The sequence below is a fragment of the Massilia arenae genome, assembly GCF_008014745.1.
GTDB lineage: Bacteria > Pseudomonadota > Gammaproteobacteria > Burkholderiales > Burkholderiaceae_D > Telluria > Telluria arenae.
The window spans coordinates 32,280-53,761 of record NZ_VPFD01000004.1 but is presented as its reverse complement, the minus strand read 5'-3'; the positions used below and the strand labels follow the sequence as shown (position 1 = coordinate 53,761).

The window sequence follows — 21,482 nt, the reverse complement described above, 5'->3', positions numbered from 1 at the left end:
ACGTTATTGAAAAAGCGGGGGTCTGCTGATGGGTCGCCATCGCGAATACGACGCCGACAAGGTGCTCGATGCCGCGCTATGCGTGTTCTGGCGCAAGGGCTATGAGGGCGCCTCGTACGCCGACCTGACCGAGGCCGCCGGCGTCGAGCGGCCGGCCCTGTACTCGGCCTTCGGCAACAAGGAAGCCCTGTTCAAGCGGGTGCTGGAGCGCTACCACGAGCGCTTCATGACCCACATCCCCGAGGCGCTGGCCAAGCCGACGTCGCGCGAAGTGGCCGCCCACATGCTGTACAGCTCGGTGGAACTGAATACCCGCTATCCCGACCGCACCGGCTGCCTTGGCATCAATGGGTCCGTGGCCGGTTCGGACGAATCGGAACCGGTGCGCCAGGCCCTGATCGGTTTCCGCGCGATCGGCGAACAGCAGCTGCGCGAGCGCTTCGAGCGCGCCCAGGCCGAAGGCGACCTGCCCGCCTCGGCCCGGCCCGCCGCGCTGGCGGCCTATGTGATGGCGCTGCTGCACGGCATGGCGATCCAGGCCAAGGCCGGCTTCGAGCGTGAGATGCTCGATGCGGTGGTCGAGCAGGCGCTGTCGACCTGGCCCGGCGCAGGCTCCTAGCGCGCGACCAGTTCGCGCACCCGCTGCGCCATCGCGTCGATCGAAAACGGCTTGGTCAGCACCGACATGCCGGGCGCGAGCTGTCCGTGGTCGAGCAAGGCGGTTTCGGCATAGCCGGTGATGAACAATACCTTCAGCAGGGGACGCTTGATGCGCGCCGCATCCGCCATCTGGCGTCCATTCATCATGCCCGGGAGGCCGACGTCCGAGACCACGAGGTCGATGCGCGCATCCGATTGCAGCAGCGCCAGGCCGCCGGCGCCGTCCTCGGCTTCCAGCACCGTGTAACCCAGCTCCTCGAGCACATCGACCACCAGCATGCGCACGCTCGGCTCGTCGTCCACCACCAGGATCGTCTCCCCCTGGCCGCTCGGCGGCGCGGCGTCAGCGGCCGGCGCCGCATCGCGCTCGTCGGCCTCACCGCGGTGGCGCGGCAGGAAGATGCTGACCGTGGTGCCCTGCCCAAGCTGCGAGTCGATCGCCACCTGCCCGCCCGATTGCTTGGCGAAGCCGTAGATCATCGACAGTCCCAGCCCCGTGCCCTGGCCCAGCGGCTTGGTGGTGAAGAAGGGTTCGAAGGCCTTGGCCAGCACGCTAGGTGCCATGCCGGTGCCGCTGTCGGCAACCGACAGCACGAGATAGTCGCCGGGCGGCAGCTCGTGGCCGCGCGCGGCCTCGGGGTCAAGCACGCGGTTGGCGGTCGCGATCCCGATGCGGCCGCCTTCCGGCATGGCGTCGCGCGCATTGATGCACAGATTCAGCAGCGCGTTCTCGAGCTGCGACTGGTCGACCAGCGCCGTCCACGGCACGCCGCTGTAGTCCGGCTCGACCCGCACGCCGGGGCCCACCGTGCGCCGGATCATGTCCAGCAAGCCGTCGACCATGCTGTTGACGCAGATGGCGCGCGGCGCCAGCGTCTGGCGCCGCGAGAATGCCAGCAGCCGGTGGGTGAGCGCCGCCGCCCGCCTGGTCGCGCCTTGCGCCACCGCGACGTAGCGCTCGATCTCGTCCACGCGGCCCTGCTTCAGGCGCAACTTGACCAGGTCCAGGCTGCCCGCGACGCCGGCCAGCAGGTTGTTGAAGTCATGCGCGAGCCCGCCGGTAAGCTGGCCCACCGCCTCCATCTTCTGCGAATGGCGCAGCTGTTCGTGCGCGCGCTCCAGCTCGGCCTGGCGTTCGCGCTCGACGCTGATGTCGCGCGCCGAGCAGTACACCTTGCGCTCGTCCGGCACCGCCACCCACGATAGCCAGCGCCAGCCGCCGGCCTTGTGGCAATAGCGGTTCTCGAAGCGCAGCGCGGGAATGCCGCGCTCCAGCGCGTCGCGCCAGACCGCCTCGGTGCGGGCGCGGTCGTCGGGGTGGATGAAGTCGAGGAAGGGCGTGCCGGCGACCTCTTCCTCGCTCCAACCCAGCGCGGCCTGCCAGGCCGGGTTCGAACTCTCCATGAATCCGTCGGCATTGAGCACGCCCAGGATGTCGGGACTGAGCTGCCAGGTGCGCCCGCGCGCCAGCGCCTGGGCCAGCACCTTCTGTTCCAGCTGCTCGTTCAGCGCGCGCAGCTTGAGGATCGCCCCGTCGCGCTCGGCCTCCACCGCGCGCCGTCCCTCGACGTCGATCAGCACGCCCGGGAAGCGCAGGCCGGTGCCGTCCGGCGCCAGGTCGACCCGTCCATTGGCTTCGATCCAGTAATAATGGCCGTCGGCGCGCCGCACCCGATACTGGTGGGCATAGTGGCCGCCGCGTGCGATCACCGTGTTGATGGCCTGGGCCAGGCCGGCCTGGTCGTCGGGATGCACGGTGGCGACCACCTGCGCCAGGGACAGGCCCGTGCGGCCGATGGCCGGGTCGAGGCCGAAGGCGCGCGCAAAGGCTTCGTCGACGGTGAAGCGGTCGGTCGGCAGGTGCCAGAACCAGGTGCCGATGATGGCGCCGGCCTCCAGCGCCAGCTGGACCCGCTCGGCATCGACGCGCGACGCCGATTCGTGCTCGCGCAGCACCGCCTCGTCGGCCGCCTGGCGCCGCTGCCTGAGCACGGCGTCGGTGGTTTCGATGCAGGTGCACAGCAGGCCGAGGATGCTGCCGGCGTCGTCGCGCACCGGACCGTAGGAATAGGTGAACCAGGTATGCTCGGCATAGCCCTTGCGCTGCATGACGAGCGCGATGTCGTTCATCTTGTGCGATTCGCCGCCCACCAGGGTGCGCTCGACCAGCGGCCCGAGCACGTCCCAGATTTCGTGCCAGACGGCCTGGAACGGCTGCCCCAGCGCGGCCGGGTGCTTGTTGCACAGGATCTCGGCGTAGGCGTCGTTGTAGAGCAGGATCTGCTCCGGCCCCCAGACGATAAAGCCCGGAAAGGCCGAGTCCAGCACGATATTGATGCTGGTGCGCAGCGTGGCGGGCCAGGATGCGATCGGGCCCAGCGGCGAGGCGGACCAGTCATGGCCACGGATTGCCGCAGCCATGGCGGCGCCGGAAGCGGGAAACACTGCTGGATTACCCATGGAATCGATCGTGTGCCTGATGGGGTTCCAGGACGTGGTTGCGCGCATTCATGCGGCATTATTGCACGCCCTGCAACGCTACCGCGCCGCGATATAGGCGCCGCCGGGCGATTTTTTGCCGCGCACTCGACTACACTGGCAGGACGGCGCGCATGCGCAGTCCGGCGCGCCGACATCCCATAAGAACACCACGAAGGAGACGCGCAATGACCGATTTCATAACCCTCCTCCCCACCCTCCTGATCGCGGCGCTGGCCCTGATCATGTTCGGCCTGGGCCTGTCCCTGACCATCGGCGACTTCCGGCGCCTGCTCGGGCATCCGAAGGCGGTGCTGCTGGCGCTGGCGCTACAGGCGCTGGCATTGCCGGCGCTGTGCTACGGCCTGATCGTGCTGCTGGACGTGCCGCCCGTGTTCGCGATCGGCCTGATGCTGCTGGCCGCCTCGCCCGGCGGCGTCTCCGCGAACCTGTTCAGCCACCTGTTCGGAGGCAATGTGGCGATGAATATCTCGCTCACGGCGATCAACACTCTGCTATCGATCGTGACACTGCCCCTGATCGCCAACTTCGCCATCGCCAGCTTTTCACAGAGCGGCCAGGTGGTGCCGATGCAGACCGCCAAGGTGATGGAAGTGATCGGCATCGTGCTGGTGCCGGTGGCGATCGGAATGGCGGTCAAGCGGGTCGCGCCGGGCTTCGCGGCGCGCACCGACAAGCCGATGAAGATCTTCTCGATGGCGGTACTGGCGGCGCTGGCGCTGATCGCCTTCGCCAAGGAATGGGATGCGCTGACCGGCTCGTTCGCCACGATCGGGCTGGCGGTGGTGCTGTTCAACGCGGCCAGCCTGGGCCTGGGCTACTACGCGCCGCGCATCGCCGGCCTCGACAAGCCGAACGCGGTGGCGATCGGCTACGAGATCGGGATCCATAACTCGACCCTGGCGATTTTCGTGGCGGTGTCGGTGCTGGGCGACTTCCAGCTGATGGTGCCGGCGGCGATTTATTCGATCAGCATGTATGTGCTGGCGACGGCGTTTGGGGTGCTGGTGCTGCGGCGACACGGGGCTGGCGTGAAGGTGGCGGCGACGAGCTGAGCTGACGACAGAATCGTTAGCTCAAGCACGTCGTTCCCACGCAGGTGGGAACCTAAGTCCTTCGCGCTGACGGTACCTTCAACCGCAGGCACTGAGCGAGCAAGCTTAGGTTCCCGCCTCCGCGGGAACGACGTGCATGGTTACGCGGCCAGGGCCATGCGTTCGTGGCCGGCACGCGAGCGCACCGGCGCCTGCGCCTGGTTCGCCACACCAGCCTGCGCATCGACCTTGAACACGCCCACCATCTGCTGCAGTGCATGCGCCTGATCCTGCAGCGCGCCGGTGGCGGCGGCCGCTTCCTCGACCAGGGCGGCGTTCTGCTGGGTCGCCTGGTCCATATGGCTCACCGCTTCGTTGATCTGCTGGATGCCGGCGGTCTGCTCTTCGCCGGCAGCCAGGATCTCGGCCATGATGTCGCTGACGCGGGTCACGCTGGCAACGATCTCGTCCATGGTGGTGCCGGCGCTGTCGACCAGGGCGGTGCCCGCCTCGACATTGCTGACCGAGGTGCTGATCAGTTCCTTGATCTCCTTGGCCGCCGCCGCCGAACGCTGCGCCAGGTTGCGCACCTCACCCGCCACGACCGCGAAACCACGGCCCTGCTCGCCTGCACGGGCCGCTTCGACGGCCGCGTTCAGCGCCAGGATATTGGTCTGGAAGGCGATGCCGTCGATGGTCGAGATGATGTCGACGATGCGCTTGGACGAGGCGTCGATGGCGCCCATGGTCTGCACTACTTCGGACACCAGCTGGCCGCCGCGCACAGCGACTTCGGACGCCGTACGCGCCACGTTATTGGCCTGGCGCACATTGTCCGCATTGTGCTGGACGGTGGTGGTGAGTTCTTCGAGCGAGGAAGCGGTTTCTTCCAGGCCGCTGGCCTGGGCCTCGGTCCGGCTTGATAAGTTCATATTGCCGGCCGCGATCTCGCTGCTGGCGCTGGCGATCGACATGCTGCTGTCGCGCACGCTGCGCACGGTGGCGGCCAGCTGCTGCTGCATGGTGGCCAGGCCCTTGAGCAGTGCGCCCATTTCGTCGTCTCGGTCGACCACGACGCGGGTGGACAGGTCGCCATGGGCCATCGCGTCGAAGTGGCCGAGCGCATGGTCGAGCGGACGCATGATGGCGCGCAGCAGCAGCCACGACGACACCGCCGCCAGCAGCACGCCCAGCACCACGCTGGCGCCGGAGACCCACATCAGCACGTCGAACAGGCGGCCGCTCTCGTCGTACCCCTGCTTGGCGGTGCTCAGCTGGTAATCGTCCAGCGCCACCGATGCCTTGTCGAAGGTGCCGTACAAGGCCGTCATTTCCTTCATCGACAGCGCCTCGATGCGCTCGACGTTCATCTGCTCGACGGCGGTGGCCAGCGCCAGCATGCCGTCGTTGATGTAGCGGTTGCGTTCGACTTCCAGGGTCTTGGCCAGTTCCGCTTCCTCGCCGTCGCGCGGCAGGGCCAGGTAGCGCTGCCATTCCTTGTTCGAATCGTCGATGAAGCCCTTGGCGCGGCTCAGGGTCTTGCCGACGTCGGCCGCGTCCGGATGGAACACCGCGCGGTCCAGGCCGAAGCGGGCGCGGTTCAGGAAGTTCTTGGAATTATTGATCGCGATGCTCGACGCCAGCTGGTTCGAGTACACCTGCTCGAGCGTGCCGTGGTCTTCACGCATGCCGTAGATGCCGAGCAGGCCGACGGCGGTGATGAGGAAGCCAAGCATGGCCATCGTGGCGATGAGCCGGATTCGCAGTGTCAATTTGAAAAGCATGGTTGCCCTGAAGATGAAGGTTTTTTTCGTGAGAAAGCACAACAACGAAACCTTATCTCCAGTGCGACAATTTTTCAGCAAAAACCGAAGTTCGGTATCAGAATTGCAGAATAGCGGTTGTTGCGCAGCAACAAAGAGAACGACCGATCTATCCTTGTCGACAACTCGCTTAATGAAAAGATCACATCACGCACCATGACTTTCGACCGTCAATCCAGCCGTCCTGCCGGAAGTGCGAATGGGGACCGAATCATGGCGCGGTAGCGGCGCGCCGCCAGGACGACGGTCAGCAATACCGCAAATACCGCAGCAGTCGAAAAAACCGGCAATCCCAGGATGGCGCGCCCGAACACGCCCACCAGCAGGCATGCCCCGGCGATCGCCAGCACGAGCAGCCATTGCAGGACCGAATTCAAGCGCGACCGGCGCGCATGGTCGCGCAGCGGCAGAATCAGGGTCGGCAGGACCAGGCCGCTCAGGCAAGCCACCATCAGCAACTCGTCCACGCCGGCGCCGGTGAGAGCGCTGCATGCGAGCGCCGTGGCCGCCGCCATCGCCCAGGCCACCATGCTGCTGCGCAACACCTTCGATGCCAGCAGGCGATTGAACTGCGGCGCAGTGGCGGGCATGGCTGGCGTCAGCCTGAGCAGGGACTGGCCGGCGGGCGCCTCCGTCAGGTTCGCAAGCAGCAGCGCGTGCATCTGGAACAGGACCAGCGGCAGCAGGCCCCACATCCAGCCCATCTTCAGCGCCAGTTCGGCTGCATGGCGATAGCCCCCCAGGTGCATGAGACCCACCAGCACCAGGCCAAGCAGACCCACGCCCGCGATGCCGAGCACGATGCCGCCTACCTGCAGGCCGGGGCCGCTGCCTTGCAGGAGCATGGCGCCCAGGTCGCGGCGGCCGCTCGCCCGGCGCAACGAGCGGGCATGCCACCAGCGCATGAAGCGGCCATCCTCGCGATTGCGCAGCGCATCCTTGTCACGCCATATATTGCGCTTTTCCAGCTGGCGCCAATGGCGGTCGCCCGCGCGCGGAAAGATCGTCCGGATGGTTGCCAGGCCCGGCGCCACCAGCAGCGCCGCGAACAGCGGCAGGAAGGCCGGATGGGCCATCATGGCGTGCGCCCAGCCCGGTATGAAGGATGGCAATCCCATCAGGGGCCAGATTGCGAGGAACACTACTGAACCGGCGCCGCTGCCGGTGGCCGCCAGCGCCAGTCCCAGCGATGCCAACATCCACCAGACCACGCGCAGGACGACGTCCGACGCGCTGCCTGCATTGGCCAGCGCCAGGCCGGCGATGCAGGGCAACCACACTGCCATGGCCAGTTCCAGCAGGCGCCCACGCATCACGGGTGTCAGCTGGGCGTTGGCGGGGGAATTGAGCTTGAAGGCGCCGGGCAGGAAACCCCAGGTCCAGGTGAGGAGGACCATGCTGCACAGCGCATTCACGCCCCAGCTTGCCGCAGTGGCCAGGCCATACACTTTCCAGGCGAGCGCCGCCGCCGCCAGCGACAGGACTGGCGTCAGCCAGAGGACGATCCGGTGGGCATACGGATGCGTCTGCGCCAGCGCCGCCCGCCACAGCAGGCCATACAAGGCCAGGCGCGCGCTCACCGCGTCACCTCGATGAACAGGTCTTCCAGGTTCGACGGCACGCGCGCACCCGGCGGCACGTGGCCGGCGGCGCCATCGAGCAGGTCGTCCAGGTCGCCTTCGAGCACGATGCGGCCGTTCTTAAGGAAGGCGACGTCCAGCGCCACCCGCTCCAGGTCGGTGAGGATGTGGGTCGAGAACACCACCGTGGTGCCGCGCTCGATGACGCCGTCGATCAGTTCGGTGAGAAAGTCGCGCCGGCCGGCCGGGTCCAGCGCCGACACCGGTTCGTCCAGCACCAGCAGCTCGGGATCGTGGGCCAGCGCGCGGACGATCGACAGGCGCTGCTGTTCGCCGCCCGACAAACGCCGGATCGGCTTGTTGCGCATGGCGAGATCGATGCCCCAGCGGCCCAGCAGGCCTTCGACCTTGGCGTCGTTCCAGCGCGGATACAGCGCCTTGAAGTAGTCCAGCATCTGCAACGGCGTCATCCAGTCGAACAGGTCGGACTTCTGCGGCACGTAGCCGATGCGCGCGCGGGTCGCGTCCGACAGCGCGTCGGGCGATTCGCCGAACAGCGCGATGCTGCCGCCGTCGATCTCGCGCAGGCCCAGCATGCATTCCATCAGGGTCGACTTGCCGGCGCCGTTACGCCCCAGCAGGCCGATCACCTGGCCCGGCCCGACTTCCCAGTCGAGGCCATCGAGGACGGGCTTGCTGTCGAAGCGCTTGGCGACGCCGCGCATCAGGATCGGGAGTGCGGTCACGGTGATTCCTTCAAGATGGTTTTAAAGAGAGAGAGGACGGTGTCGGGATCGAGTTCGAGTTCGCGCGCCTCGCGTGCCGCGCGTTCCAGGGTCGGACGCAGCAGTGCCAGGCGCTCGCCGGCGGCGCTCGCCCCGCCACTGCCGGCCGGCCGGTCGGCGACGATCATGCCGATGCCGCGCCGCCGCTCGAGCAGGCTTTCGAGCTCGAGCAGGCCATAGGCCTTGGACACGGTCATCGGATTGACGGCGAGCTGCAGCGCGACCTCGCGCACCGATGGCAGCGCATCGCCCGGCGCCAGCTGGCCGCCGGCCACCAGCCGGCGCACCTGGTCGACCAGTTGCCGGTAGATCGGCTCGGTCGATCCGGGGACGATCGAGAACAGTTGAGATGGTTGGGGCGCCATGGCGTATCAGTGTATTAGTTGATTAATACACTAAAGCCATCCACCGTCTTTGTCAAGCGTGGAAACGTGTGAGCGCCAGAGTGACATTTGGCGCATTTTCAGCGAACTTTAGTTGATAGGATCGACCGGTTTGGTATTGGATTTCATCGGATGCACCGTCGTCTCGCCTGCCTGTTAGCCATCTGTAGCACGTGCGCCCACGCCCAGACCGAGGCAAGCGCGCCACCCCAGCAAGTCGTCATCAGCGGCGCCCAGACCGACGTCGAGGCGGGCCAGGATTTCGTCGCCGGAAAAATCATCATCGGCCAGAAGAAGATCGCCGACAGCGGCCTGCAGAATACCGGTGAACTGCTCCGGCGCGAGCCCGCCATCAGCGTCGACAAGAGCGGCCGCATCGGCCTGCTCGGCCTGCCCGGCTACACCCAGGTGCTGGTCGATGGCCAGGCGCAGACCGGCGACTACATGAACATCGACCTGATGCGCGTCGAGAGCATCGAGATCGCCAAGACCACCACTGCCGCCACCGGGCCATTCGGGATCGCCGGCACCATCAACATCGTGCTGCGCAAGGCGCAGCGCAAGGCCTCGTCCAAATTGCACGGCAATGTGCGCACCGAGGGCGGCAGGAAGGGCATGGACCTGACCTGGTCGGGCACGGCCGTGAGCGATAGCTTCAGCCATACCTTCATGCTGTCGCGCTGGCGCAGGCTGTCCACTACGCATAGCGAATATGTCCAGACCAGTGAACGGCCAGGTGCGGGACTGGTCCGTGAATACGAAGGCGAGATCCATGCCCCGGGCCTGTACGAGTCGCTCATTGCCAGCAGCGTGCTGGCCTGGACCCTGGACGCCAATCACACGCTCACCTTCAGCCCGGAAATCGCCCGCGCCAACTCCGACAACGACAGCCAGGAACAACGGCGCTGGCTGTCCGGCCTGACCTCGTTGGCGAACCAGACCGCGACGAGCCCCACGAACAATCTGCACCTGCCCTTGCTGTGGAACTGGAAGATCGACCCGGACAGCAGCCTGGCCGTCAAGCTGGTCGCCAGCGGCTCGCGTTCGGACAGCCGCCAGCGCAGGGACGAGGTGTGGTCGCCGGGCGGCCCGCGCCAGCGTGTCAATGACCAGGACCGAAGCACGCGCAACTACTTGCTCGACCTCGACTATGTTATCGAGACCGAAGATGGCCACCGGATCAGCGCCGGCGCCAAGTTCGCGCGCAATGAAAGCGATGGCAGCCATACCGACCTGGTCGACGGCCGTCCGGACCCCAGCCTGGCCGTGCTGGGGCCCGATACGGCATCCCGCGTGACGAGCGCCCGGCTGTTCATCCAGGACGAATGGCGGATCAACCGGCGCTGGGCCGTCAACCTGGGCGCATCCGGCGAACGACGCCGCTACCAGCTGGTCGAGGGCCCGGCCAGCAACCGTCCGCGATTCGACCTGTGGTCGCCGTCGGCGCACGTGTCGCACCGCGTCAAGGGCAATCGCAAGCGCCAGCTCAGGGCTTCGCTGGCGCGCAGCTACCAGGCGCCCTTCTTCGACGACATGCTGCTGCGTCCCACGATCAATCCGTATGCGCCTTGCCCGGCACAGGGGCTGTGCGGACCCAATGGCATCGACCTGGCCGACAGCAGCGGCAATCCCGCCCTGCGGCCGGAACGCGCGCTGGGCCTGAACCTGTCGTATGCACACGGGTTCGGCCGCGACAGCGAGCTCAGCCTGGAACTCTACGCGCGCGACATCAGCGACAAGAACGGTCAGGAGATCGCGCTGGTGGACGTACCCTGGGCCAGCACGCCGCGCTACGTGATCCGTCAGGCCAACCTGGGCCAGGCGCGGATACGCGGCCTGGACCTGGAAGCGCGCCTGGCGGGCAAGGATTTCTCGCCCACGCTGGCGAACCTGGAACTCTCCGGCAGCATCGGCCTGGCCGATTCGACCCTCAGCGACCTGCCCGGTCCCGACAACCACATTGTCGGGCAGTCGCCCTGGCACGCCAAGCTGGGCGGCAGCTACGCGCTGCAGTCGCTGCCGCTGAAACTGGGCTTCGATGCCAGCTACCTGCCCGAGGACTGGGTGCGCAGCAGCGCCAGCCAGCGCATCTACGAATCGAGCCGGCGCACGCTGAACCTGAATGCGAGCTGGAACGTCAGCAAGACCACGGTCTTGCGGCTCAACCTCGACAACCTGCTGGCCAGGCGCAAGGCCCGCATCGACGAATACCTGGAACAGGACAGCACCGTCCGGCTCTCGGCCTGGAACGCGAACCACGCGCGCATCGTGGTGCGTTTCGAAACCAGTCTATGATCCGAAAAGGAAGCACATGAAAAAGATACTCGTCCTCTGCCTGCTGGCCAGCGCGATGTCGGGCGTTTCGGCGTCCGGTCCATTCGTCGCCAAGGAATGCATGCGGCGCTGCGCGGAGGTCAGCCCGATACCCGAGCACAAGGCGTGGTTCGATCAAAAGATGGCCGAGCTGCGCCAGAAGAAAAGCCAGGAAACCGATCCGAAAGCATTGAAACGGCTGGCTGAAGAAGAAGAGGACCTGCTTGCGGATCTCGAGGACAAAGGCGAGCAGTTCTGCAGCCACATTTGCGAGGAATAGCGCCAGGCCGGGATGAAAAAACCGGGGCACGCAGCCCCGGTTTCTCGTATCACGCAATACAGCGGATTACAGGTGTACCGTAATCTGCGGCATCAGATCGTCGAAGGTACGGCCATTGCCGTTCTCGCCGATCGCATGCATCTTCCACTCGCCGTTGTGGCGGTACAGCTTGGCCATGATCTGGGCCGAGTGCGTGCCGGTCACCGACAGGTTGAAGCGCGCAACCTCTTGCTGGTTCGCGGCATTGATCAGGCGGCAGTACGCGTTCTCGACGGTCGAGAAATTCTGGCCGGTGAAGCTGTTCACCGTGAACACCAGCGCCTTGACGTTTGCCGGCACGGCGTTCAGGTCGACGCTGATCTGCTCGTCGTCGCCATCGCCGGCGCCGGTGCGGTTGTCGCCCGTGTGGACGATGCTGCCGTCACGGCTCTTGAGCTGGCGGAACCAGACCGTGTCGATCGCATTGTTCGATTCGTCGAACATCACTACCGAGGCGTCCAGGTCGACGGCCTCGGACTTGCCGCCGCCGAAACCGAAGAAGCCCTTCGACTTGATCGCATCCCAGCCGAGACCCATGGTGACGCGGCTCAAACCACCGCCGCCTTCCTTGTCCAGGGAAATCTTCTGTCCCTTTTGCAGATTGACTGACATCGTTATAGCTCCTTATTTTGCGGGCGCCTGCATCCAGGCCTTGAATGCAGTACGGTTACGCGAACAGACATAGACCTTGCCACGACCCGAGAAGCGCAGGACCATGCCCTCGCCGCTGGTCTGGCTGTTGATCAGGTTACCCAGGAAGCCGCCGCTGGTGCCGGTCGTGATCGAGATCTCGTAGCGCAGGGTGCTGTCCCAGCACACCACGTGCGAGTTGTCGATGATCGCGTCCTTGCCCGGTTCGACGTCGAGCACCGACATGGAACCGAAGCCCGACACCACCACCTGGCCCTGGCCGCTCGTCTCGGTGACGAAGAAGCCGCCGCTCTGCGCAAACAGGGCGTTGCCCAGGCTTTGCGTGCGGACCTTCAACTCCACACCCGAGGTGGCGGCGACAAAGGCGCCATCGCTGATGATGTAGTTGTTCGGACCGACGTCGACCACCTGCATCGCACCCGGCAGCGTCGGCGACAGCAGGCAGTCGCCCTCGCCGCGGGTCGCTTCGATGTGCTGCTGGAAGAACGACTCGCCGTTGGCGAAGGTGCGCATCAACGCGCTACCGAGTCCACCCTTCATCTTGCCCTTGAGATCGAGGGTCGATTCCATCATCACCATCGCGTCGGATTCGCAATAGATGGTCTCGCCCTGCTTCATCGACACATGCAGGAAGGGATCGACGTCCCCGGTCACGGTAAATACTGGCATTTGGCTCCCTTTCATGAGGCGGTCCCCAACGGACCGCCCCTACATTACCTTAAACGTTCACGCCGTAGTTGCGGGCGAGTGGCCCCAGGCCGCCGTTGAAGCCCTGGCCGATGGCGCGGAACTTCCAGTCGGCGCCGTTGCGGTAGATCTCGCCGAAGATCATCGCCGCTTCGGTCGAGCTGTCTTCCGACAGGTCGTAGCGGGCGACTTCCTGGTTGGTGGTGTTGTTGACGCAGCGGATGAAGGCCTTGCCGACCATGCCGAAGTTCTGGCGGCGCGCTTCGGCGTCGTGGATGGTCACGCCCAGCACGACCTTGTCGATGTCGGCCGGCACCTTGGCCAGGTCGATGGTGACGAATTCGTCGTCGCCTTCGCCGGCGCCGGTGGTGTTGTCGCCCGAGTGGACGATCGAGCCGTCGGCCGATTTCAGGTTGTTGTAGAAGATGAAGTCGCTGTCCGAACGCACCTTGCCGGACGTGTTCAGCAGGAACACGGCGCCGTCGAGGTCGAACGCTGCGCCGTCGGTGGCGCGAGTGTCCCAGCCGAGGCCGACTTTCAGCGAAGTCAGGCCTGGCGCTTCTTTCGACAGGTTGACGTTGCCGCCTTTTTGCAGACTGATTGCCATGATGAAAATCTCCTAATAAATGAACACCGGTTGCAAACGCAGCGAGCTGGTGTTCTGCCGCTCGCCGCGGATCCTGCACCGCTCCCGGCGGGAGCGGCTATTCATCACACGCCGCTTTCCAGCGCCGCGTGCTTTTTCTTGTACTGCAGCGAACTCCACAGCGAAGCCAGGATGAAGGCCACGCCGACGCCGCCGGTGATCAGCTCTGGCACGTGCCACTTCATGCTCGCCAGCATGATCACGGCCAGGATGCCGATCGCGTAGTGCGCGCCATGCTCCAGGTAGACGTATTCGTCCAGCGTGCCCTTGCGCACCAGGAACACGGTCATCGAACGCACGAACATCGCGCCGATCGCCAGGCCCAGCATGATGATCACGACGTCGCTGGTGATCGCGAAGGCGCCGATCACGCCGTCGAACGAGAACGAGGCATCCAGCACTTCGAGGTACAGGAAGCCGCCGATACCGCCCTTCTTGACCGCGTCGCCGACGCTGCCGCCGTCCGACTCGCTCTTTTCCAGCATGCTGCTGAGCATATCGACACCCACATAGACCAGGATGCCCCACATGCCTGCGATCAGGACAACCATCTTCTGCGCTTCGTCAACATAGGTCATGCTGAACAGCAGCGCGGCGATTGCGATCATCACGGCAATCGAGGACACCTTGCCCAGCGCGCCAATCTTTTGCTCGAAGTTGCCCAGCCAGTGGGTTTCCTTCTCGTCGTCCAGCATGAAGTTCAGGAACACCAGCAGCAGGAACATGCCGCCGAAGGCCGCCACTTCGGCGTGGTGGTTGGTCAGGTGGGTCGAGAACGCCTTCGGATCGGACAGCGCCAGGTTCCACACTTCCATGGCGCCCAGGTCCGCAGCCACGGCCACGATCACCAGCGGGAACACCAGGCGCATGCCGAACACGGCGATGATGATGCCGACGCCCAGGAACAGCTTGATCCAGAACTCGTCCCAGCCCTTGAGCACCGAGGCGTTGACCACGGCATTGTCGAAGGACAGCGAGACTTCCATCACCGACAGGATGGCGGCCACGCCCAGCGCGGTGATCGCGCCAGCCATGCCGCCATGCTCGTAGCCCCACCAGGCGGCCAGTGTCAGGCAGACTGCGGTCACGATGAATGACCAGGTAAAGTACTTCATTAGTTTTTCCCTCTTATAAGTTGTATGCCAATGGTGTCGGCCGATGCATTGTAGCCGCTGGCAATATATTGAAAAAGCGAAGATAATCGAAATATTACTTCCGAAAAACAGAAGACATGAATCACTCGCCACCCAATTTTCGCCACCTGTATTACTTCTGGGTGGTCGCCAAGGAAGGCAGCATCACGCGCGCCGCCGAGCGCCTTGGCCTGGCGATCCAGACTGTCAGTACACAGCTTACCCTGCTTGAGCAGGCTTTTGGCAAGGCATTGTTTAACCAGCAAGGCCGGCGCCTGAACCTGACCGAGGCCGGCCGCCTGGCGCTGTCCTATGCCGACCAGATCTTCCTGCTCGGGGAGCAGATGCAGGAAGCGCTGGACGCCTCGGACAGCGCCCGCATCCGGCTCGCGGTGGGCATCTCGGATTCACTGCCCAAGTTCACCGCCTACCGCCTGCTCGAGGTGACCACCCAGCTCGCCATCCCGGTGCGCCTGGTCTGCCATGAGGACGAGTACGAAGCGCTGCTGGGCGACCTGGCCCTGCACAAGCTGGACGTGGTGCTGACCGACCGCGCGGTGCCGACCGGGACCACCCTGCGCGTGTTCAGCCACCTGCTGTCCGAGAACGAGATGTTCGTGGTCGGCGCCCCGGCCCTGGCCAGGAACTACCGCAAGGATTTCCCGGCCTCGCTGCACGGCGCCCCGATCCTGCTCCCGACCCGCAACAATGCCCTGCGCGGCAAGATCGACGACTGGTTCGAACGCCACGCGATCCGGCCCGACGTGGTCGGCGAGTTTGAGGACAACGCCCTGCTGAACACCTTCGGCCGGCGCGGGCTGGGCCTGTTCTTCACCCCGGCGGCGCCGGTGGCCGACATCAAGATCCAGCTCGGCGCCGAGCTGGTGGGCCGGGTGCCCGAGGTGCGCGAGCACTTCTATGCGATCTCGAACGAACGCAAGATCAAGCATCCGGCGGTCGAGGCCATCCTGGCCGCCGTGCATAAGGAATCCCTCAGCGCGGAGTAAAGACGGGCCAGGTTGTACAATGACCCTTGGCTTTGCCTTTTGTTAATACAAAACCAGTATGGAAAACATTTTATTCCTCGTTCTCGCCTTCTTCCTGGTGGCGCTGAACGGCTTCTTCGTGGCGGCCGAGTTCAGTATCGTCACGCTGCGCAAGACCCGCGTGCGCGCGATCGCCAAGACCACGGGCCTGCGCGGACGCATCCTGACCAAGGTCCACGGCCAGCTCGACGCCTACCTGTCGGCCTGCCAGCTCGGCATCACCCTGGCCTCGCTGGGCCTGGGCTGGGTCGGCGAACCGGCCTTCGCCAGCCTGCTCGAGCCGGTGTTCGCCTTCCTCGGCGTCACCTCCGAAGAGTTGATCCACGGCGTGTCCTTCGTCGTCGCCTTCTCGGTGATCTCGTTCCTGCACATCGTGGTCGGTGAGCTCGCGCCCAAGTCGCTGGCGATCCGGCTGCCGGAATCGGTGGCCTTGTGGTGCGCCATGCCGCTGTACGCCTTCTACTGGGCGATGTACCCGGCGATCTACGTCCTGAACGCCAGCGCCAACACCGTGCTGCGCATGGCCGGTCTGGCCGGCGCCGGCGGCCACGACACCCATTACTCGCTCGACGAGCTCAAACTCATCCTGCGCACCAATACCAACACCACCACGCCGGGCGAGAAGATCACCCAGGACGACCGCAACATCCTGGCCCAGTCGCTCGACTTCAGCACGCTGCAGGTGTCCGAGCTGATGCGGCCGATCAACGAGGTCAGCGCCCTGTACGCCAGCCGCTCGCTGGAAGAAAACCTGGAAACCGTGCGCCGCAACCGCTTTTCGCGCTACCCGTATTTCGATGAAGAAGGTGAAGAGGTGCTGGGCATCATCCACCTGAAAGACCTGTATTTCGCGCTGCAGGCGGGCCGCCCGGTCACCGACCTGACGCAGTTCCTGCGCCCGGTCGAGTCGATCTCGGCGCGCACCCCGGCCCAGGACATCTTCCGGCGCTTCCGCGGCGGCGCGCCGCACTTCGCCCTGATCGGAGAGAAGGGCAAGCGCCCGGTCGGCTTCGTCACCCTGGACAATCTGCTGGGGGCGATGGTGGGCGAGATCCGCGACGAGTTCCGGATGAACGAAAACGACTGGCTCAAGCAGACCGACGGCACCTATATTGGCAAGGCCAGCCTGCCGATCTTCTCGCTCGAACGCCTGCTCGGCATCGACATCGACAACGAGCAGATGGGGCTGGAAGACGTGGAATCGGTCGGCGGCCTGCTCATGGAAAAACTGGGCGATATCCCGAAGCAGGGCCAGCGCATCGGGTTCCCGCATTTCGACGTGTTCGTCAAGAAAATGAACGGGCCACGCATCTTGCTGGTCAAAGTCATACCGCAATTGACCCGCACAAATGAGAACGACGAGCGCGACTGAGGCTTTCCACCCTTATTGCATGACCGCTTTTGCTGACTTTGCAGCTGAAAAATGTTATTTTCAGTGCATGGGGTGCCGCATACCAATTAGAAGGCATTAAATGTCCGTCAAGACTCGCAACAACGTCCATGTGACCGGCCAAGGAGCGGCCACGATGGTGTTTGCCCACGGTTTCGGCTGCGACCAGACCATGTGGCGCTTTCTCGCGCCCACCTACCACGACCGGTTCCGCGTCATCACCTATGACCTGACGGGTTGCGGGGGCTCCGACCTGGCGGCCTACGACCGCGCCAAATACGCGTCGCTGCACGGCCACGCCGACGACCTGCTCGAGATCGTGGAGGAATTCGCCACCGGACCGGTCGTGGTGGTCGGCCACTCGGTCAGCGCCATGATCGGCATGCTGGCCACCATCGCGGCGCCCGGGCGCTTCGCCGCGCAGGCCATGATCGGCCCTTCCCCCTGCTACATCAACGATGGCGACTATGTCGGCGGCTTCAGCCGCGAAGACATCGGCGAGCTGCTCGACACCATGGACGCGAACTACCTGGGCTGGGCGCAGAGCCTGGCCCCGGCCATCATGGGCGCCCCCAACCGGCCCGACCTGCGCGAGGAACTGACCAACAGCTTCTGCCGCAACGATCCCGAGATCGCGCGCCATTTCGCCTGCGTCACCTTCCTGTCCGACCACCGGACCGACGTGGCCAGGTCGAGCGTGCCGGCCCTGGTCCTGCAGTGCAGCGACGACCTGATCGCGCCGCGCACGGTCGGCGAATGGCTGCACCGCAACCTGCCCAGCAGCAGCCTGGCCGTGATCGACAACGTCGGCCACTGCCCGCACATGAGCGCGCCGACCGCCAGCTCGCGCGCGATCGACGTCTTCCTCGCGCAGACGCTGCGCTAGCCTTCGATGAACGCCGCCCTGCCCGCCGTCGATGCCTTTTATGAGCAGGCGGCGTGCGGGCTGCTGGCGACCGATGCAGCTGGCATAATCGTGCGCGCCAACGCCACCATCCACGCCTGGCTCGGCGCGCAGGCCGATGCCCTGACCGGCAAGCTGCGTTTCTGCGACCTGCTATCGGTCGGCGCCCGCCTGTTCCATCACACCCGCTGCGTGCCGCTGCTGCAGCTCGAAGGCGCGGTGAACGAGGTCCAGGTCGACCTGCACACGCTGGACGGCCGGCAACTGCCGGTGCTGCTCAATATCGTGCGCCATCCCGGCGCCGATGGCGGCTGGCTCGACCACTGGGCCGTGTTCAGGTCGACCGGACGCCACGCCTACGAACACGCCCTGCTCGGCGCGCGCAAGGTGGCCGAGGAAGCGCTCGAGGCGCAGCGCGCGACCGACCTGCAGCTGCAGGCGCTGAACCTGCAACTGACGGCGGCCGACCGCCGCAAGGACGAATTCCTGGCCACCCTGTCGCACGAGCTGCGCAACCCGCTGGCGCCGATGCGCAGCGCGGTCGACGTCTTCAAGCTCAAGTACGGCAGCAACGCCGACGAGCGCCTGCTGCAGGCCTTCGACCGCCAGTTGCGCCACCTGACGCGGCTGGTGGACGACCTGATGGACGTCTCGCGCATCACCCAGAACCGCATGCGGCTGCGGCGCACGCCGATCGACCTGGCGCCGCTGGTGCGCGGCGCGGCCCAGGACATGGCGCCGGCCATGGCGGCGGCGCGCCATACGCTGCGCCTGTCGGTGCAGGATGCGGCGCTGGTGGTCGACGGCGACGCCACCCGCCTGGCGCAAGTCGTCATCAACCTGCTGGCCAATGCCGCCAAGTACACGCCGGATGGCGGCCTGATCGACGTCGAACTCGCCTGCGCGGACGGCCACGCCGAGCTGCGCGTACGTGACAACGGCATCGGCATTCCGCCGGACGCGCTGGGCGCGGTCTTCAATATGTTCGCCCAGCTCGAACCCGCCCTCGACCGGGCCAGGGGCGGGCTGGGCATCGGGCTGGCGCTGGCGCGCGGCATCGTCGACCTGCATGGCGGCGCGATCCTGGTCGAGAGCGCCGGGTCCGGCCTGGGCAGCGAATTCACGCTGCGCCTGCCGCTGGTCGCCGGCTGCGCCGCGCCGGAAGCGACGGCGGCCCCGAGCGCGCTGGTCTCGCCCAGGCGGGTGCTGGTGGTGGACGACAACTTCGATACCGCCGAGACCATGGCGCTGGCGCTGGAACTGTTCGGCTGCGAGACGCGCATGGCGCACACCGCGGCCGCCGCGCTGGAAGTGGCAGCCGAATTCGCACCCGACGTCGCCCTGCTCGACATCGGACTGCCCGACTACAACGGCTACGAACTCGCGCGGCGCCTGCGCGCCCTGCCCCGCGGGCTGGACACGACGCTGATCGCCGCTACCGGCTGGGGCCAGGACAAGGACCGCACGCTGGCGCTGGACGCGGGCTTCGATCATCATTTGACCAAGCCGATCGATTTCGAGCAGCTGCGCTTGCTGCTACGATGAGCGCTTGTGAACTTCCGGCACGATCCATGACCATCCAGTTTTCGATGCTTCCCCGGCTGGCGGCAGGCCTGTTGTGCCTGGCTTCGCTGGCGCACGTGAGCGCGGTCGCCGCCTGCGAGCGGCGCTATCCCGAAGCCAACAAGGACGACCGCACCCGCCACGTCGCCCTGTCGGCCCGTTGGCCGGACGCGCAGATCCTGCAGAACTTGCGGCTGCAGATCGACCGCGCCGAGGTCAAGCAGACCGAGAGCAAGGACGCGCTCAAGACCGAGTATGGCTACTTCGGGCGCGCGGTAACGATCACGCGTTCGGTGAAGGATGGTGTCGAGGTGCAGCTGCTGGAAACAGGCAGGGACAAGCTGGTGTGGAAGCTGGGCAGCTGCTGAGCTGCTAGCCCGGCGCGGTCTCGTCGTCATGCTTGACGATCGGATCCTCGGTCCCGGTCCACTCGCTCATCAGGGAATAGCCCACCGCTAGCAGCACCGGCCCGATGAACATCCCGACGAAGCCGAAGGCGATCACGCCGCCCAGCACCCCGAGCAGGGTGAGCAGGAACGGCAGGCTGCTGCCGCGGCTGATCAGCATCGGCCGCACGACGTTGTCGACGCCGCTGATCAACACCGTACCCCAGATCGCCATGAAGATCGCCCAGCCGGTCTCGCCATGGGCGAACAGCCACACTGTGGCGCCGCCCCACACCAGCGGCGGGCCGAGCGGGATCAGGGACGTCAGGAACACCAGCACCGACAGCAGCGGCACCGCCGGCACGCCGGCAATCGCAAACCCGACCGCCGCCACCAGCGCCTGGGCCAGCGCCGTGCCCAGCAAACCGTACATCACGCCGCGCACGGTCTGGCTGACCGTGTGCTGGATCGATTCGGCGCCCTCGCCCATTACCTTGCGCATCGTCACCGCGATCACCGCCAGCAACGCATTGCCGTCGCGGTACAGGAAGAAGCTGACGAAGGCCGCAAGGCTCATCTGCACGACGCCGGTGCCCAGCATGATCCCGCCCGCCACCAGCCAGTGACGCGCCGGTTCCAGCATGCGCTGGGCCAGGGACAGCATCTGCTCGCGGCTGGCGATCAGGTCGTGCAGGTAGTCGACCAGGGTAGGGCCGACCAGGGGAATGTCGGCCAGCCAGGCGGGCGGCGCCAGTTCGCGGTGCTCGATCAGCAGGCGCAACTCGCCGAAACCGCGCGCCACGTCGTCGGCCAGATTGTAGGCCACCATCGATAGCGGGATGATGAACAGCAGGGTCAGGGTGAGCGTCATCGTCAGCGCCGCGATCGTGCGCTGGCCGCGCAGCTCACGCAGCAGGCGCAGGTACAGGGGCCAGGTCGAGATGGCGACCGCGGCGGCGAACAGGATGGCCGGCAGGAAGGGACGCAGGACGTAGAGGCAGCCCAGCGTCAGCAGGACGACGATGGCGATGCGGGTGTAGTTTCTTCCTGGTCGCGCTTCCATGCCGTCCTGTGCCGATGGTGTTTACACCATCATAGCAGTTGGCGCAGGTCGTGGGCGATGAGCGCCGGGCCCTGGCCGTGGCGCACGAACAGGCGCAGCCGGCCCTGCTTGTCGAACACGAAGCTGCCGGCCGTATGGTCCACCGTGTAGCTGCCCGGGTCGGCGCCCGGCACCTTGGCGTAGAAGACCTTGAATTCCTTGGCCACCTTGGCCGTCGCGGCGGCGTCGCCGTACAGGCCGACGAAGCGCTGGTCGAAGGCCGGCACGTAGTGCGACAGCAGCTCCTGGGTGTCGCGCTCGGGGTCGACGGTGATGAACAGCACCTGCACGTCGGCGCTCGACGGGCCCAGTTCCTTCATCACGGTGGCCATCTCGGCCATCGTAGTCGGGCAGACGTCGGGGCACTGGGTGTAGCCGAAGAAGATCACCACCACCTTGCCCTTGTAATCCTCCAGGGTGCGCGGCTTGCCGGTATGGTCGGTGAGCGCAAAACCCTTGGCGTAGTCGACGCCGGTGACGTCGGTGTTGTGGAAGGCCGGCGGCTTGTCGCCGAGTTTGTCGCAACCAGCCAGCAATGCCACGGCCGCGAATCCGAGTACGCCCAGGATTTTTCTCAT

At 65.8% G+C, this 21,482-nt stretch carries 20 protein-coding genes; 9 read left to right on the top strand and 11 right to left on the bottom strand.

The window, feature by feature from the left end:
• Window positions 1-28 precede the first annotated feature (28 nt).
• Complete coding sequence (locus FVD38_RS04370) at window positions 29-619, top strand: TetR/AcrR family transcriptional regulator (protein ID WP_147933697.1); 591 nt, start codon at window positions 29-31, stop codon at window positions 617-619.
• Here the strand turns inward: FVD38_RS04370 and FVD38_RS04365 are convergent.
• On the bottom strand, window positions 616-3,120 hold the full coding sequence (locus tag FVD38_RS04365; RefSeq protein ID WP_187271472.1) for a PAS domain-containing hybrid sensor histidine kinase/response regulator family protein: 2,505 nt from the start codon (window positions 3,118-3,120) through the stop codon (window positions 616-618). The genes FVD38_RS04370 and FVD38_RS04365 overlap by 4 nt on opposite strands.
• A 206-nt stretch (window positions 3,121-3,326) precedes the next feature.
• On the opposite strand from FVD38_RS04365, the gene FVD38_RS04360 reads away from it, so the two are divergent.
• Window positions 3,327-4,214, top strand: a complete 888-nt coding sequence (locus FVD38_RS04360; RefSeq protein ID WP_147933695.1) for a bile acid:sodium symporter family protein — start codon at window positions 3,327-3,329, stop codon at window positions 4,212-4,214.
• Window positions 4,215-4,354: 140 nt separating this feature from the next.
• Here FVD38_RS04360 and FVD38_RS04355 read toward each other — a convergent pair whose 3' ends face one another.
• From FVD38_RS04355 to FVD38_RS04340, 4 genes are all read right to left on the bottom strand, one after another.
• Window positions 4,355-5,977, bottom strand: a complete 1,623-nt coding sequence (locus tag FVD38_RS04355; protein ID WP_147933694.1) for a methyl-accepting chemotaxis protein — start codon at window positions 5,975-5,977, stop codon at window positions 4,355-4,357.
• A gap of 209 nt (window positions 5,978-6,186) precedes the next feature.
• Window positions 6,187-7,596, bottom strand: coding sequence for a hypothetical protein (locus FVD38_RS04350; RefSeq protein WP_147933693.1), 1,410 nt, complete (start codon window positions 7,594-7,596; stop codon window positions 6,187-6,189).
• Window positions 7,593-8,342 (bottom strand): ABC transporter ATP-binding protein, encoded by a 750-nt coding sequence (locus FVD38_RS04345; protein ID WP_229493407.1) that lies wholly within the window; start codon window positions 8,340-8,342, stop codon window positions 7,593-7,595. The genes FVD38_RS04350 and FVD38_RS04345 overlap by 4 nt, the downstream gene beginning before the upstream one ends.
• Window positions 8,339-8,746, bottom strand: coding sequence for a GntR family transcriptional regulator (locus FVD38_RS04340; RefSeq protein ID WP_147933692.1), 408 nt, complete (start codon window positions 8,744-8,746; stop codon window positions 8,339-8,341). Before FVD38_RS04340 ends, FVD38_RS04345 begins: the two co-directional genes overlap by 4 nt.
• Window positions 8,747-8,896: 150 nt before the next feature.
• Between FVD38_RS04340 and FVD38_RS04335 the strand changes: the two genes are divergently transcribed.
• Entirely contained in the window at window positions 8,897-11,059 is a 2,163-nt protein-coding gene (locus tag FVD38_RS04335; protein WP_147933691.1) for a TonB-dependent receptor plug domain-containing protein, read from the top strand.
• A 16-nt stretch (window positions 11,060-11,075) separates the two neighbouring features.
• Window positions 11,076-11,357, top strand: coding sequence for a hypothetical protein (locus FVD38_RS04330; protein ID WP_147933690.1), 282 nt, complete (start codon window positions 11,076-11,078; stop codon window positions 11,355-11,357).
• A gap of 66 nt (window positions 11,358-11,423) precedes the next feature.
• On the opposite strand, the gene FVD38_RS04325 is transcribed toward FVD38_RS04330, so the two are convergent.
• The 4 genes from FVD38_RS04325 to FVD38_RS04310 all read right to left on the bottom strand — a co-directional run bounded on the left by FVD38_RS04325 (window position 11,424) and on the right by FVD38_RS04310 (window position 14,495).
• Window positions 11,424-12,008 carry a TerD family protein gene (locus FVD38_RS04325; protein WP_147933689.1) on the bottom strand — a complete coding sequence of 195 codons (585 nt, stop codon included), beginning with the start codon at window positions 12,006-12,008 and terminating at the stop codon, window positions 11,424-11,426.
• A gap of 12 nt (window positions 12,009-12,020) precedes the next feature.
• Window positions 12,021-12,716 carry a TIGR00266 family protein gene (locus FVD38_RS04320; protein WP_147933688.1) on the bottom strand — a complete coding sequence of 232 codons (696 nt, stop codon included), beginning with the start codon at window positions 12,714-12,716 and terminating at the stop codon, window positions 12,021-12,023.
• A gap of 49 nt (window positions 12,717-12,765) precedes the next feature.
• Window positions 12,766-13,341 carry a TerD family protein gene (locus FVD38_RS04315; protein ID WP_147933687.1) on the bottom strand — a complete coding sequence of 192 codons (576 nt, stop codon included), beginning with the start codon at window positions 13,339-13,341 and terminating at the stop codon, window positions 12,766-12,768.
• Between the two features lie 104 nt (window positions 13,342-13,445).
• Window positions 13,446-14,495, bottom strand: coding sequence for a DUF475 domain-containing protein (locus FVD38_RS04310; RefSeq protein WP_147933686.1), 1,050 nt, complete (start codon window positions 14,493-14,495; stop codon window positions 13,446-13,448).
• A 116-nt stretch (window positions 14,496-14,611) separates the two neighbouring features.
• On the opposite strand from FVD38_RS04310, the gene nhaR reads away from it, so the two are divergent.
• The 5 genes from nhaR (at window position 14,612) to FVD38_RS04285 (ending at window position 19,784) form a co-directional block, all read left to right on the top strand.
• Window positions 14,612-15,520 (top strand): transcriptional activator NhaR, encoded by a 909-nt coding sequence (gene nhaR / locus FVD38_RS04305; RefSeq protein WP_147933685.1) that lies wholly within the window; start codon window positions 14,612-14,614, stop codon window positions 15,518-15,520.
• 58 nt (window positions 15,521-15,578) lie between these two features.
• Window positions 15,579-16,931 (top strand): hemolysin family protein, encoded by a 1,353-nt coding sequence (locus FVD38_RS04300; protein ID WP_147933684.1) that lies wholly within the window; start codon window positions 15,579-15,581, stop codon window positions 16,929-16,931.
• Window positions 16,932-17,031: 100 nt separating this feature from the next.
• Window positions 17,032-17,835, top strand: coding sequence for an alpha/beta fold hydrolase (locus tag FVD38_RS04295; protein WP_147933683.1), 804 nt, complete (start codon window positions 17,032-17,034; stop codon window positions 17,833-17,835).
• 6 nt (window positions 17,836-17,841) lie between these two features.
• On the top strand, window positions 17,842-19,398 hold the full coding sequence (locus tag FVD38_RS04290) for a hybrid sensor histidine kinase/response regulator (protein ID WP_147933682.1): 1,557 nt from the start codon (window positions 17,842-17,844) through the stop codon (window positions 19,396-19,398).
• A 26-nt stretch (window positions 19,399-19,424) separates the two neighbouring features.
• Window positions 19,425-19,784, top strand: a complete 360-nt coding sequence (locus FVD38_RS04285; RefSeq protein ID WP_147933681.1) for a hypothetical protein — start codon at window positions 19,425-19,427, stop codon at window positions 19,782-19,784.
• A 4-nt stretch (window positions 19,785-19,788) separates the two neighbouring features.
• On the opposite strand, the gene FVD38_RS04280 is transcribed toward FVD38_RS04285, so the two are convergent.
• Together FVD38_RS04280 and FVD38_RS04275 are read right to left on the bottom strand one after the other, a co-directional pair.
• Window positions 19,789-20,865 carry an AI-2E family transporter gene (locus tag FVD38_RS04280; RefSeq protein WP_147933680.1) on the bottom strand — a complete coding sequence of 359 codons (1,077 nt, stop codon included), beginning with the start codon at window positions 20,863-20,865 and terminating at the stop codon, window positions 19,789-19,791.
• A 29-nt stretch (window positions 20,866-20,894) separates the two neighbouring features.
• On the bottom strand, window positions 20,895-21,482 hold the full coding sequence (locus FVD38_RS04275; protein ID WP_147933679.1) for an SCO family protein: 588 nt from the start codon (window positions 21,480-21,482) through the stop codon (window positions 20,895-20,897).

What these genes read in the sequence shown, in the direction of transcription:
- FVD38_RS04370 (WP_147933697.1), top strand. Translation starts at nt 29, where the DNA reads ATGGGTCGCCATCGCGAATACGACGCCGACAAGGTGCTCGATGCCGCG.
- FVD38_RS04365 (WP_187271472.1), bottom strand. Translation starts at nt 3,120, where the DNA reads ATGGGTAATCCAGCAGTGTTTCCCGCTTCCGGCGCCGCCATGGCTGCG.
- FVD38_RS04360 (WP_147933695.1), top strand. Translation starts at nt 3,327, where the DNA reads ATGACCGATTTCATAACCCTCCTCCCCACCCTCCTGATCGCGGCGCTG.
- FVD38_RS04355 (WP_147933694.1), bottom strand. Translation starts at nt 5,977, where the DNA reads ATGCTTTTCAAATTGACACTGCGAATCCGGCTCATCGCCACGATGGCC.
- FVD38_RS04340 (WP_147933692.1), bottom strand. Translation starts at nt 8,746, where the DNA reads ATGGCGCCCCAACCATCTCAACTGTTCTCGATCGTCCCCGGATCGACC.
- FVD38_RS04335 (WP_147933691.1), top strand. Translation starts at nt 8,897, where the DNA reads ATGCACCGTCGTCTCGCCTGCCTGTTAGCCATCTGTAGCACGTGCGCC.
- FVD38_RS04330 (WP_147933690.1), top strand. Translation starts at nt 11,076, where the DNA reads ATGAAAAAGATACTCGTCCTCTGCCTGCTGGCCAGCGCGATGTCGGGC.
- FVD38_RS04325 (WP_147933689.1), bottom strand. Translation starts at nt 12,008, where the DNA reads ATGTCAGTCAATCTGCAAAAGGGACAGAAGATTTCCCTGGACAAGGAA.
- FVD38_RS04320 (WP_147933688.1), bottom strand. Translation starts at nt 12,716, where the DNA reads ATGCCAGTATTTACCGTGACCGGGGACGTCGATCCCTTCCTGCATGTG.
- FVD38_RS04315 (WP_147933687.1), bottom strand. Translation starts at nt 13,341, where the DNA reads ATGGCAATCAGTCTGCAAAAAGGCGGCAACGTCAACCTGTCGAAAGAA.
- FVD38_RS04310 (WP_147933686.1), bottom strand. Translation starts at nt 14,495, where the DNA reads ATGAAGTACTTTACCTGGTCATTCATCGTGACCGCAGTCTGCCTGACA.
- nhaR (WP_147933685.1), top strand. Translation starts at nt 14,612, where the DNA reads ATGAATCACTCGCCACCCAATTTTCGCCACCTGTATTACTTCTGGGTG.
- FVD38_RS04300 (WP_147933684.1), top strand. Translation starts at nt 15,579, where the DNA reads ATGGAAAACATTTTATTCCTCGTTCTCGCCTTCTTCCTGGTGGCGCTG.
- FVD38_RS04295 (WP_147933683.1), top strand. Translation starts at nt 17,032, where the DNA reads ATGTCCGTCAAGACTCGCAACAACGTCCATGTGACCGGCCAAGGAGCG.
- FVD38_RS04290 (WP_147933682.1), top strand. Translation starts at nt 17,842, where the DNA reads ATGAACGCCGCCCTGCCCGCCGTCGATGCCTTTTATGAGCAGGCGGCG.
- FVD38_RS04285 (WP_147933681.1), top strand. Translation starts at nt 19,425, where the DNA reads ATGACCATCCAGTTTTCGATGCTTCCCCGGCTGGCGGCAGGCCTGTTG.
- FVD38_RS04280 (WP_147933680.1), bottom strand. Translation starts at nt 20,865, where the DNA reads ATGGAAGCGCGACCAGGAAGAAACTACACCCGCATCGCCATCGTCGTC.
- FVD38_RS04275 (WP_147933679.1), bottom strand. Translation starts at nt 21,482, where the DNA reads ATGAGAAAAATCCTGGGCGTACTCGGATTCGCGGCCGTGGCATTGCTG.